The following is a 12,682-nucleotide window of genomic DNA, read 5'->3' on the forward strand; positions in this document are numbered from 1 at the left end:
AAATCCTATTTAGAAATAAACTTTTTCTATTTTTATGTTATAATTTTAGTTTTGTAATTCTTTGAAAAACCGTATTCTATGATTCAGATATCCTATTTGTACAAGAACCGTGAGTTCATTTATCTGGAAGACACCTTTTTGAATCAACTGGCAGAAAAAGCCAGGAAAATGCTTTATGCGCTGCTTGAACCCTTGCATGAAGCATTAATGAGGGAAACCGGGCGTATTATGATCAACCTGGACACACATCCCCGGATTGAGATCGTTGGCTTTAGTGTAGATCTGCGTAACCGTATTGAGCGGACATGGCGTGGGGAGGAATAGATTAGAATTGTATATTGCAGTATATTCCTGATTGATTGCTGTTTTACACAATTTCTGATTCCTGCAACACACCTGGGTATGATCGAGAACTACTTTGCCTTTGCCACCACCGTTTTTATGGGTTTACTGGCTATTGTGAATCCCATTTCCGCTATTCCGGTATTTCTGGAGCTGACGGATTATATGGGGGATAAACAGAAGCGTAATGTAGCTGCGAAATCGGTGTTGGTGGCTTTTTGTATCATCCTGGTATTTAGTATAGCAGGTAAACTCATTTTCCATGTATTTGGGATTACACTGGCTGCTCTCCGTGTCACGGGAGGCATATTGGTGTTTGTCATAGGCTATGAAATGGTACGTGGCAAGCCTGAATCTATCGGAAAATCAGTAAAGCTCGGTGATGAGCCGGTAAAAGCAGATGCAGGGATCAGTATGGCCATTACTCCCCTGGCAATGCCATTATTGGCAGGCCCTGGTGCGATTACTACTTCTATGAGTTATTCCGCAGCAAAAGACGTTACCCACCTGCTGATCGTCATTGCGATCTATGCCATTATCTGTTTTATCACTTATCTGTTATTCCTGGCAGGTCCACGCATCGTAAAGGTCATTGGTACCAACGTTATGCTGGTAATCACCAAAATGATGGGGCTGATATTAGCTGTTATTGGTGTACAGATGTTTGCCCTCGGCATACGGGAGCTGTTCGAATTTTAATGATCTCCGCTTCCCGGATGCTTATTTAATATACTTTTTCTCCAGGAAGGCTTTTCCAGGAAAGATTGCTGGTCAATAAAGGTGAGCCAGGCGATACTGAGTGTAATCCCCGTAACAGCGCCCATCGTCACATCTTCAAAGAAATGCTGGCTGAGATAAATCCGGGAATACGCTACCAGTAAAGCCAGGAAGAGGTATAATACCCCCCAGGCTTTATTCCTCGCATAATAGGTCAGCACAGTGGCCGACGTAAATGCACATACGGTATGCCCGGAAGGAAAACTGAGAAAGTCTGATAACATATGTACGCCTGGTACCAGGTAGAGGTCATGCAGGCGATCTTCGAAATATTTGGTAGGCCTGGGAAAGGAAAACAGGAATTTTAACCCAAAATTGACCAGCGTAGTAAATACATAGGTGCTGGCCAGCACAAAGCTCATCCGGTAACTGAAAAACAGCAGGATGATGGTGAGTGCAATAGCTGTAGGCGTATTACCCACATCGGTAAACCAGGCAAAGAAGTGGTCTCCTGCGGGAAAGTGCAGCCCGTTCAGGAAAAAGTAAATGGATTCCTTATCGAATAACAATTTTACGATCAGACATCCTGCCAGTACTACTAAAAAGGGAAACAGCAACGTGCGCGTTGCTGTAATTACGTGTCTGAAATGACTGCCTGCTGTATGATTGGCCAAAAGCTTACTGTTTTAATAATTTACCGGATCCGCGTCAGTTCATGGCTCCCTTTCTTTTTATGAAAAAGCAGCGGGATGTAAATATAATCATCTTCTGCTTTTCCGATCATAGCAGCCCTGCCTTTATGCAATGGATCAGTACTTACCAGCGTAGCCAGTTTGCCATTGCCGTAAAACTTCACTTCGCATTGTTCAACAGGCAACCATCTTATCCGCCTTTCAAAGCTGGCCGACTGTTCTTCCAGAAATGCTACCGCATCTTCCTGGCTATAGTTACCAGCTTGCGCCTTTTCCAGGTAGGAGTCCCTGGAAATAGCCAGCCATGCCATCATATCCTTTTTCATCACTGCATCGCGGTAAGCATGATAGGCAGCGATCAGTTCCTGTTTGATATCTGGTATGGCCGTCAGCGCTTCTGATGTAGTCCAGCCGCCGAGTTGATAAGGTACTTCCGCATTAAATGTGGTACCGGCTTCCAGAGAAGGTACTCCCTTGCCGGGGTATATCTGGCTATGGTAAGTAATACCTCCCCTTACTTCCGAATGCGCTACGCGGGGTAGCTGATAGCTGTATAGCTGTTGTTGTCCGGTCGGAGCGCCACTTTCCTTTACCATAAGTGTTACCTCAAGTATAGCAGAAGGAGGCAGTACTTTACGTGGACGGCCATTTTCATCCTCTCCCGGCAGGATTTTTATATGTAGCTGCTGTGGTCCTTTTGAAAGGATTAATTGATTCACGGATATTTCATCCAGGGTATTTACCTCTGTTACTGGAGTCGCTATATTTACCGGTACATCATTGATCCGAATCGCTACAGCGCAATCCGTGGTCCTCACCTTTAAGGTATATGCCAATACTTTATCGTATGGCTGTACCTTTTTCTGTAAAGTTGTAATAAAGCCCAATGGCGTACCCTGTGAAGTATCTATAGCGCTGATGGTTAGGAGGCCCACACTTTTATCAGACCATTGCGGGCGACTATCCAGCTTAACCAAATCCGTTTCGTACAGGTTATAAGTTACTTTCCGGTCCTGCAGTATCCATTCCAGTTGTTTAGCGCTTCCCTGGTCATAGATCATTTTACCGGTACCATACAATGCCTCCATAGCGTTCAGTAAATCCAGGGGATGTTCATTTTTGGCATAACCAGGAGGTGATTGGATCATTTCCATCGCCTTTCCCGCTTTGCTATCAATATGGGCTACCTTTCCTTTTGTTACCCCCAATACAACATCATATACCGGTATGCCATTGTAATGGAAATAAGGGTGTTGATGATCATTAATCGTATATACTTCATCGTATTGACCATACATCCTGCGGCCAAGGGTGCCCCTATCGAGGTCCTTTACTACTTGTTTTTTATGAGGAATATCCTTCAGCGCTTTTTCCAGCTCCCCGGTCCATAACAGGTCATTTATATTATATTGTTTGCGGGAGGTACAGCCAGCTATCAGGAGGCAGGTACTTAAAAGAAATGTTATTGTAAATTTCATATAATCAGAAGGTCATGTAATTAGGCTGCGGATTCAGAAAAGTGATGTGGATACTACCAGCGGAACGGGATTTTTCAGGTACAGACGCCTGCTCCAGTATTATCCGGATCGTATCATTTTCCCATTTGTAATTTTCTCTGGTAGCTGGTTCTCCGAAATCATCTGCGGTATCTTTTACCGGAGTGCCAAATTGTTTTTGTAATGCCGCAAAGAGATCCGCTGACCTTTTTGTATCCTGCAATAATGTTACCTCCAGTGATTCCAAAACATCTTCATTGGTTTCACACCTCACCTCATCCACTGGTACCCCCATATAGGTTAGCTGGCGTTCATCCAGTAAAGTATAGGTTATAAAGTGTACTCCGCTTTCCTGATAAGAAATCTTTTTTGATTGCAGGAGTGGTTTCACCCAGGAGGCACGGTGCAGGGTTTCGATCTGCAGGTTGGTGGCAGGTATTGCTGCCGGTCTGGTATACTGCGTACAGGCCGGCAGTATATAGCTAACAACAATGACAAAAAGTGAAAGGCTCCTCATTATGATATTTTTACTGGTAGCAAACATAAAGCAATATCATTTGTTATTTCACTGGTAATCATTATTTGCCGGGTGAATAATGATAAACGTGTACGTATGACCAATATCCGTTTTCGGGGATAACTGGCACCTGTATTGCCGGATCTTATTTAAATTTATAATACATTTTGCCCATCACCCTTTAAAAACAGGTTTATGAGAAAGCCCCTTTATTTTATCTTACTGGCATTGTCAGGCCTATTGTTTGCCTGTGAATCCGGCACCCAAAAAAATACCGGCACTGAAGATTCTATCTCACCAGCTACGCTGGCTACACCAGTGATACCGGTAGCTCCACCTGACCTTTATGTAACAGAGTTAAAAGCGCAGGATACCCTGTTTGAAGATGGTAGTAAACCTTCGGGATGGGATGTAGCTGGTTTTGATGACCCGGCTGATTTTAAGAAGTTCATGATTGAATTTAAGGATTGGGTAAACCGGGATGTAGCAGATTCCATTATCGCCCATATTCAGTTTCCATTGAAAAAATATGCTACCCCTGCCCTCTTCAAGGCAAAGTATGCGGAGATTTTTGATAAGAAAACCAAGCAGGTAGTGGCCAATATGCGCCTGGACCGGATCTTCCGTAATTACCAGGGCGCTATGATAGGTGATGGATTGATCTGGTTTAATCAAACACCATCAGGATACCGTATTATTGCCATCAACAAATAAATGCGCAGGCCGCATACTATGGTAACAGGATTAATGGCACAGGATATGTTATTAGCTTAACGGAAAGTTATATTATACTCACCTTAAACCGTAAAAAATGAAAGTTGCAAGCCTGTTATTATTGTGCATTACCATGTTGCTTACCAGTTGCGAAGTTATTGGCGGTATCTTTAAAGCCGGTGTGTGGACCGGGATACTGGCAGTTGGGATCGTTGTTTTCCTGATCATTTTTTTAATTGCCCGTGGCTCCGGCAAAAAATAGCGGTATTAAGCTTTTATCAATTACCGCCCATTGTTTAAACCTATAAAAATAAAACACAATTAGAGGAGAAAAATCCACATTTAACCGGAGGGTTGGTTTCATCCCCTAACCACCCTACTGGTTTATCTCTAAATTCATACATTTAGGATTAAATAAAGTATCTCCTTTGAAGACATTTACTTTTAGTACACAAAACACCCGGTTTGCAGGTGTAACCTGGGAACCTCCCCAATTTGATAAGGTAATGATCCTGGTGCATGGTATTGGTGAGTATACAGCACGTTATGCACCTGTGGCGGAATACTTCTCTCAACACGGATTTCTGGTAACTGGGATAGATCATTATGGTCACGGAAACAGTGAAGGTAAAAAAGGAGCCAGCAAGGGGATGAATTTTGTTTTTGACTACCTGCAGGCGTTTCTGGATAAAGTGATACAAAAATACAACAAGCCGGTAGTATTGTATGGGCATAGTATGGGAGGAGGTGTTACCACAGGATTTATCCTGCATCGTCAGCCACGGATAGCCGCCGCAGTTATTTCGGCCCCGATGCTGTTATTACCCAGTGATCCAAGCACATTTCTGAAACGGATGGCTGGAATTGCCGCCAGTATCTTTCCCAATATCATTATCAGGCAACCCCTGGATATTAATAAAATATCCCGCGATCCTGTTGAGGTAGAAAAGTTCAAAAATGATCCCTTAAGGCATGATAAAATGACTTTGCTCCTGGGCGCTTCCATGTTACAAAACGGCGACTGGTGCCTGCAGCATGCGGATCGGCTGCAGGTCCCTACCCTGCTGATGCATGGCAATGCCGATGAATTCACCAATGTAAAAGGTTCCCGTTTGTTTGCCGCACGTGCCCCCAGGCAACTTCTCACCTATAAAGAATGGAACGGATTGTATCATGAAATTCATAATGAACTGAACAAGAAGGACGTGTGGCAATTCACTTTAAATTGGTTACAAACAGTACCTTAACTGTAATAATCATTTCCTGCTCTTTTTACACTTTCTTCGCATACCAGCAGGAGGACATACTGCTATCATGTATCAGTGAATAAAGCCATCAGTCCCATAAACAGCACTTGCTCAGACCGCGCAGCTGAAATGACTTGCCGGTTATAAGCCAGCACAACCGGCAAACGAGAATATTGAAGGTAAGCCCACTGTTTATTTGATGGTTTGACCGTATTTTGTTAAATTAAATAATAGAATTAACAACGCATGGAACCTTCCAATGATGCACTGCAAAGTGTTGCTGCCAATGATAGTATTGCGCCTCCCAGAAGAAGATACAGCATCTTCCAGGTTATAAGGGAGTGGGTAAATGCCGCGTTGTTTACTTTGATAGCAGCTGCATTAGTGCGTCTTTTTATTTTTGAAGCCTACTCCATCCCATCCGCCTCCATGGAAAAAACGTTGCTGGTAAATGATTTTCTCTTTGTGAGCAAGATCACTTACGGGCCACGTATCCCCATGACCCCACTGGCCTTTCCTTTTGCGCACCATACCATGCCTTTTACCAAAGGCACTAAAGCATACTCTGAAGCAATACAATGGGTATACCGCCGTTTACCTGGCTTCCGTAAGATAAAACGGAATGATGTGATTGTATTCAATTACCCGGCAGGAGACACGGTATTTCTGAATGCAAACGGAAAAGATGTAGACTATTATATGACCATTGTGGCAATGGGGCGGGAACAAGCTTTGGCTTATTACCCCAACAGGATTACCCGTCCGGTAGATAAAAGGGAAAACTATATTAAACGTTGTATTGCTATCGCAGGAGATACCTTGCAGATCAGAAACGGCGTCGTTTATGTAAATGGAGAAAAAGCCATGATCCCGGCGGAAAGCCAGGAGAATTACACCGTCAGCACGCGGGAAGGCAGGCCACTGGATGAGCAGCGTTTGAAGGATATGAATATCCATGGTCCGGAAGAGACCTGGGGAGCCGGCAGATACGTTTATAACTTTACCGGCAAAGAAGCCGGCACAATCAAGAGCTGGCCTAAAGTGATTACCGTAAAACCCCTTGTCGACAAGCAGATAGATGCTTATGCTTTTCCTCATGACCTCTCTCATTTCCGCTGGAACAGCGACTTTATGGGGCCTGTGTATATTCCCCGGCAAGGCGCTACCATCCGGCTTGATACCAATAACATTGCACTGTACCAAAGAGTGATCCAAACCTATGAAAGTAATCAGCTGGACATCATAGATGGCCACATCCTGATTAATGGGAAGATAGCTACCTCCTACACTTTTAAAATGGATTATTACTGGATGATGGGCGATAACCGGGATAACTCCCTGGACTCCCGTTTCTGGGGTTTTGTACCGGAAGACCATATTGTAGGAAAGGCCTCTTTTATCTGGCTAAGCTATGACAGCCACCGAGCTATACGCTGGCAACGTTTGTTTACCAGTATTAATTAGATGTGTCCTGCATAAAAAATGTATCATTTTCCGCACTGAAGGAATTATCTTGTCGCTTGTTATAACCGGATATCCGGTATCCTGAAATTTATTGCAAATCATTCATTACATGAGCTACTTACCATCAGCAGCACGATATGACGCTATGCCCTATCACCGCTGCGGAAAAAGCGGATTACAATTACCTGCCATTTCTCTGGGCCTTTGGCATAACTTCGGATCTGTAGATGTTTTTGAAAATGGACGAAATATCATCCGCAATGCTTTTGACAAAGGCATTACCCATTTTGATCTGGCTAATAATTACGGGCCGGAACCAGGATCAGCCGAAGAAAACTTTGGCAGGATCCTGAAGAAAGACTTTACCGGACACCTGCGAGATGAGCTGGTGATCTCTTCTAAAGCCGGGTACCTGATGTGGCCTGGTCCTTATGGCGACAATGGCTCCCGTAAATATCTTATTTCCAGCCTGGACCAAAGTTTAAAGCGTATGCAACTGGACTACGTGGATATTTTTTATTCCCACCGCCCTGATCCCGCTACACCAATAGAAGAAACCATGGGAGCATTGGACAGCATTGTACGCCAGGGTAAAGCATTGTATGTAGGGCTTTCCAATTATAACGCAGAGGAAACAACTGCGGCATTGGCAGTATTAAAATCGCTGGGCACCCCCTGCCTCATTCATCAGCCTAAATACAGCATGTTTGAGAGATGGGTGGAAAATGGTTTGCTGGATGTGCTGGAAGCCAATGGTGTAGGTTGTATCCCTTTCTCTCCCCTGGCACAGGGACTTTTAACAGACCGTTATCTGAAAGGGATTCCTGAAGGCTCCAGAGCTAGCCGGCCTACCGGATTCCTGCAAACTGACCAGGTAACCACAGAGAAGGTGGATAAGGCTAAAAAACTGCATGCACTGGCGCAACAACGTGGACAATCCCTTGCACAAATGGCTATTGCCTGGCTCCTGAAAGATAAACGTGTTACCACGGTGCTTATAGGTGCCAGTACGGTAGCCCAATTGGATAATAACCTGGATGCACTAAAGCAGACCTCCTTTACGGCTGCTGAACTACAGGAAATAGCGCATATCCTCAACAGTTAAATAATGGTATAAAATATCAATTGAATACCTGGTAGTCTATAAAGGTATGTGTATCACGGATTTAATGTATTTAACATCGGATTTCGGAAAGATACCTACGAATATGGAAGCCGGGGAGCTATAGGTGTACAAAGTCCTATTTTTGAGAAAACAATGACCATGTTTCGCCTATCAGCTATCACCCTGCTCTTCCTGGCTACAGGAATTACTGCCACACAGGCACAATTTAAGATCAATGCAAAGACGGTTTCGGCAGCTTCAAAAGGAGCTACTGCGGCTACTTTTAGTGATGCCGATGCTGCCAAGCTGGCAAAAGAAGCGGTAGACTGGATGGATGCGCATAATCCGGTAGCTGCGGACGATGATCCATACACCGTTCGTTTAAACAAGCTGGTTGCCAAGCATCAGGAAGAAGATGGACTGAAACTGAATTTTAAGGTATATAAAGTAATAGATATAAATGCCTTTGCCTGCGCAGATGGCAGTGTACGGGTATTTTCTTCCCTGATGGATATGATGACAGATGAGGAATTACTGTCTGTAATAGGCCATGAAATAGGTCATGTAAAAAATCATGACACCCGCGATGCTATCCGTCAGGCGTACCTGCGTTCTGCTGCTAAAGATGCCGCTGGTTCCCAGTCGGGTGCCGCTGCCGCTTTGACGGAAAGCCAGTTAGGCGCCCTCGCCAATTCCTTACTGGAATCAAAATACAGCCGTAAACAGGAAAGTGCGGCGGATGATTATGGTTATGAAATGCTGAAAAAGCATGGATATAACGTCATGTCCATGGCCAGTGCCTTTCAGAAGCTGGCTGATCTGAGTGGAGGAGAAAAACAAAGTAAAATGGAGAAAATGAAAAGCTCCCATCCGGATAGTGGGGCCCGTGCAAAAGAAGTTGAAGAGAAGGCCAAAAAAGATGGCCTTTATAAAGCAACAGCAGCCAAATAAGTATTACCGTGTCTTTATTATAACCATTGATGTAACCTACGACAATGCAACTTTTAGCGTAACGCCGTGAATGTGATGTTCACGGCGTATTGTCATTAAAATAATATATAATTGTAAATTCAACAGCCCCCGGAAGGCCATGTGAATGAAAAACATACGAGATATGATCAAAACAGTACTCATTGATGACGAACCCGCTATAAGAAGAGATCTCAAACAATTGCTGGATAATCACCCTGATTTTATAGTGGTAGCCGATTGCGGCAGCATTAAAGATGCCTTGCCAGTGCTGAAGGCAACTCAACCTCAGCTGGTACTGCTGGACATACACCTGGAAGATGGTGATGGATTTGAAATCCTGCAGCATTTTCACCCCATTCCCTTTTCTGTAATCTTTATTACCGCCTATAATGATTACGCGATCAAAGCCATTAAGTATGGTGCGATGGATTATCTGCTGAAACCAGTGTATGAAGAAGACCTGGATCAGGCATTACATAAAGTAAGAGCAGCTAACAATAATGGAGGTACGTTGCCTGAACAGGTTGATGTAACCCAGTCCTGGCTGAATAAACCAGCCAATACCGATAAAACGGTGGCTACCGACCGGATTGTTTTAAGGACGCAGGAATATTTACAGGTGGTGCCTTTACAGGAGATCATATATTGCCAGAGCGATGCGGGATACACCTATTTTTTTTTGACAGATAAAAGAAAGATTGTTGTTTCAAAATCTATCAAAGAATATGAAGAAATCCTGCCCACTAACTTGTTTATCCGCTCTCATCAATCTTACCTTGTTAATTACCTCTTTGTAGACCGGTTTATCAAAGACGGATTATTGGTGTTAAGAACCGGTCAGGAAATTCCTGTATCCAGCCGGCGAAAAGATTATGTAGTACAATTCCTCACAGGTAAATAACCCCGATCAAAATGGTGATCAAAAAAACTGGTCAATATATTGGCAGCACACTGACCGCACTTTTCCTATGGTTACTCACTGCTTGTGGCCCGGCCACTGATACCCCTGCTATTAGTACCCTACCCCTTCACACTGGAAAGTCGATGTACCCGGATGTAGCTATTATGGTAGACAGCCTGTTTGGCAAGGATAAAACCATCAGTGATGTAAAAGGTGTAACCCGGTATGTGGATAGCTTATTACAAAAATATTCCTACAGGGACTCACTCTCCTATGCCATGCTGCTGGTGAGCAGAGGCCTGCTTTTTAATATGGAAAGCACGCCGGATAGTGTTATAAAGTATATGCGTCAGGCCAGTTATTTCTTCGATCATCATCCTGAATATCCCCGGCAGCGTACACTACTGTATGAGCGGATAGGAAAGTCCTATTATTTTCTGGGTAATCAGGTATCTGCCAGTTATTATGTAAACAGAGCCGGCATTGAGCTAAATGGTCCCAATGGCGATACTTTATTTACCGATTACAAACTGGCCAGCCTGTATAAAGATATTGCCGGCATTAGCCGTATTAATCAATTGTACGAACAGGCACAGCGTTATATCCTGCTGGCCATCGTGCATGGAAAAAAAATAGAAAAACGTTATCCCCGCCGGCTGCTGGACGCCTATATTGAAGCATTACCTATTTTTTTAGAAAGTGATAAACTGGATAGCGCGAGATATTTCCTGGATCAGATGAATGCCTTTAGCAAGCAGTTTCCTGGTTCTGAGAAAAGTGCTATCCTGCTGAACCATAATGCCAGTTATTACTATACTGTTAAGAACTGGGACAGTGCTCGTTACTTCTGTCAGCTAACGGTAGATATTATGGAGAAAGACCCTGACGTTACTCCTGACGAATTGGGCGTAGAATATTATAACCTGGGGGATATTTATACCTGGCTGCGCGATCTGAAAAAAGGAGCAACCTATTTGCATAAAGCGCAGGACATCTTAATGGCAGACTCTTCTCTGCTGCTGGACGACCGCCTGAAGTTGCAGGAAAACATGCTGCATTATTACATTGTGGCCGGACAGCAGGATAAGGCGGAACAACAGCTGGAAGCCCTGACACTGGCCAATAAAGCCTTTTATACGCAGGAACGTATGCGGGTGATCAATGATCTGGAAGCGCAATACCACCTGAAGGAAAAAGAGAAGTTCATTCATGAGCTGGATACCGAAAACAAACTGGTAGCAGATGAACTCGGGCGTAAAAACCTGTTATTGCTGGTCAGTATCCTCGTGATCCTACTGGCTGCCACTATTGTAATCCTGCTGGCGGTATTGATGCGGGAGCGCAGGATCAACAATGAAAAGGAGAAGGTATCCCTGGAACAGCGCTTGTTGCGCAGCCAGATGGAGCCCCATTTTATCTTTAATACCCTGTCTGTATTACAACATATCATTCGTACCGACCAGAAGGAGAAATCCATCAAATACCTGCGCAACTTTGCCAGTTTGCTGCGTATTAGTCTGGAAAGTTCCCGTGCCAGCCTGGTTTCGCTGGGAGATGAGGTAAAGGCACTGGAAAACTACCTGAGCCTGCAAGAACTGCGGTTTGAAGATAAATTCAGCTATGAGCTGGAGATTTACGGCGGTTATATGGAAGATGAATTGTTAATTCCACCTATGTTGTTACAACCTTTCGTGGAAAATGCCATTGAGCATGGATTACGGGGGATGCCGGGTAAAGGGATTATCCGCATTATCATCCGTAAAAAGACAGATGTGCTGGAATGTATTATTGATGACAACGGATGCGGGTTAAATACCCGTACTACCAATAAAAACAAACGGTCTCTCTCCACCACCATTACCCGCGAGCGGCTGGCCATATTAGGCAAAAAAACAGGGAAACCCGCCTCAGTAGAGATCACGGATAAGCAATCCCTGCCGGATAATACCAGTGGTGAAACAGGTACTACCGTGCGGATGCTGATCCCATTCCAATAACAGGTGCCGGCACTTGCAAATTTCAGGTAAAATAAAGCGGATATAAAGAAAGCAGCTACGCTTAACAAAGCGGGCTGATTATTAATTTAATAGGTGCTAGTATTGTATCATCATACAACAGCAAAGCATCTAAAACCCTCTTTATGCCATCGAGAGCGTCATTAAATCATTCATTCATGGATGATGGAAAAAGAAATAATGGAATAAAACCGCTCTGGCTTATTGCCTTTGGTATTATGCTGATGGTGGGAGCTGCGCTGGTATGGTTCCGGTTGTATAACCTGGAAACAAGTGGTTACACCATGCCGGTACACACTTCTGTAGTGTGGATGTATCAATGGGGTGGCAAATGGCTGCCTGCCAGTATACTGGCCATTGCAGGTATGATTGTATTTGGGAAGGGCGTGCGTGATCTGGCATTAAAAAGATAACTGAAGTCGCTAAAGATACCCTATATGTGGCAGCGCATTTTCCGATCTACGTCCGGTTATTGCGAATTTAATCTGACACAGGCAAAG

14 protein-coding genes are annotated in these 12,682 nt (G+C 44.1%); 11 read left to right on the forward strand and 3 right to left on the reverse strand.

What is annotated here, in order from left to right:
* The first annotated feature begins 78 nt into the window (after positions 1–78).
* Together ABR189_RS07980 and ABR189_RS07985 are read left to right on the forward strand one after the other, a co-directional pair.
* A complete protein-coding gene (locus ABR189_RS07980) occupies positions 79–324 on the forward strand; it encodes a hypothetical protein (protein ID WP_354659943.1) in 246 nt (81 codons plus the stop codon).
* A 78-nt stretch (positions 325–402) separates the two neighbouring features.
* Positions 403–1,041 (forward strand): MarC family protein, encoded by a 639-nt coding sequence (locus ABR189_RS07985; protein WP_354659944.1) that lies wholly within the window; start codon positions 403–405, stop codon positions 1,039–1,041.
* Here ABR189_RS07985 and ABR189_RS07990 read toward each other — a convergent pair.
* Genes ABR189_RS07990 through ABR189_RS08000 form a run of 3 tightly spaced genes read right to left on the reverse strand, consistent with a single transcriptional unit; the run spans position 1,038 to position 3,764 of the window.
* The gene (locus ABR189_RS07990; protein WP_354659945.1) at positions 1,038–1,733 is read right to left on the reverse strand and encodes a phosphatase PAP2 family protein; all 696 of its coding nucleotides are present in this window, start codon (positions 1,731–1,733) and stop codon (positions 1,038–1,040) included. The genes ABR189_RS07985 and ABR189_RS07990 overlap by 4 nt on opposite strands.
* Positions 1,734–1,753: 20 nt before the next feature.
* Positions 1,754–3,229 carry a hypothetical protein gene (locus ABR189_RS07995; RefSeq protein ID WP_354659946.1) on the reverse strand — a complete coding sequence of 492 codons (1,476 nt, stop codon included), beginning with the start codon at positions 3,227–3,229 and terminating at the stop codon, positions 1,754–1,756.
* Positions 3,230–3,233: 4 nt separating this feature from the next.
* Positions 3,234–3,764, reverse strand: coding sequence for a hypothetical protein (locus ABR189_RS08000; RefSeq protein ID WP_354659947.1), 531 nt, complete (start codon positions 3,762–3,764; stop codon positions 3,234–3,236).
* 195 nt (positions 3,765–3,959) lie between these two features.
* Here ABR189_RS08000 and ABR189_RS08005 point away from each other — a divergent pair, with 195 nt between their 5' ends.
* The 9 genes from ABR189_RS08005 (at position 3,960) to ABR189_RS08045 (ending at position 12,595) form a co-directional block, all read left to right on the forward strand.
* Complete coding sequence (locus tag ABR189_RS08005) at positions 3,960–4,478, forward strand: hypothetical protein (RefSeq protein ID WP_354659948.1); 519 nt, start codon at positions 3,960–3,962, stop codon at positions 4,476–4,478.
* 97 nt (positions 4,479–4,575) lie between these two features.
* On the forward strand, positions 4,576–4,740 hold the full coding sequence (locus ABR189_RS08010) for a phosphatidate cytidylyltransferase (RefSeq protein WP_354659949.1): 165 nt from the start codon (positions 4,576–4,578) through the stop codon (positions 4,738–4,740).
* Positions 4,741–4,906: 166 nt separating this feature from the next.
* Positions 4,907–5,725, forward strand: coding sequence for an alpha/beta hydrolase (locus tag ABR189_RS08015; protein ID WP_354659950.1), 819 nt, complete (start codon positions 4,907–4,909; stop codon positions 5,723–5,725).
* A gap of 246 nt (positions 5,726–5,971) precedes the next feature.
* A complete protein-coding gene (lepB, locus tag ABR189_RS08020; protein ID WP_354659951.1) occupies positions 5,972–7,189 on the forward strand; it encodes a signal peptidase I in 1,218 nt (405 codons plus the stop codon).
* A 109-nt stretch (positions 7,190–7,298) separates the two neighbouring features.
* Positions 7,299–8,294, forward strand: a complete 996-nt coding sequence (mgrA, locus tag ABR189_RS08025) for an L-glyceraldehyde 3-phosphate reductase (protein WP_354659952.1) — start codon at positions 7,299–7,301, stop codon at positions 8,292–8,294.
* A gap of 159 nt (positions 8,295–8,453) precedes the next feature.
* Positions 8,454–9,245 (forward strand): M48 family metallopeptidase, encoded by a 792-nt coding sequence (locus ABR189_RS08030; protein WP_354659953.1) that lies wholly within the window; start codon positions 8,454–8,456, stop codon positions 9,243–9,245.
* A 163-nt stretch (positions 9,246–9,408) separates the two neighbouring features.
* Positions 9,409–10,167 (forward strand): LytR/AlgR family response regulator transcription factor, encoded by a 759-nt coding sequence (locus ABR189_RS08035; RefSeq protein ID WP_354659954.1) that lies wholly within the window; start codon positions 9,409–9,411, stop codon positions 10,165–10,167.
* An 11-nt stretch (positions 10,168–10,178) separates the two neighbouring features.
* Entirely contained in the window at positions 10,179–12,164 is a 1,986-nt protein-coding gene (locus ABR189_RS08040) for a sensor histidine kinase (RefSeq protein ID WP_354659955.1), read from the forward strand.
* 143 nt (positions 12,165–12,307) lie between these two features.
* Complete coding sequence (locus ABR189_RS08045) at positions 12,308–12,595, forward strand: hypothetical protein (protein WP_354659956.1); 288 nt, start codon at positions 12,308–12,310, stop codon at positions 12,593–12,595.
* Positions 12,596–12,682 lie beyond the last annotated feature (87 nt).

Origin of the sequence: Chitinophaga sp. H8 (assembly GCF_040567655.1) — a bacterium.
Lineage (GTDB): Bacteria > Bacteroidota > Bacteroidia > Chitinophagales > Chitinophagaceae > Chitinophaga > Chitinophaga defluvii.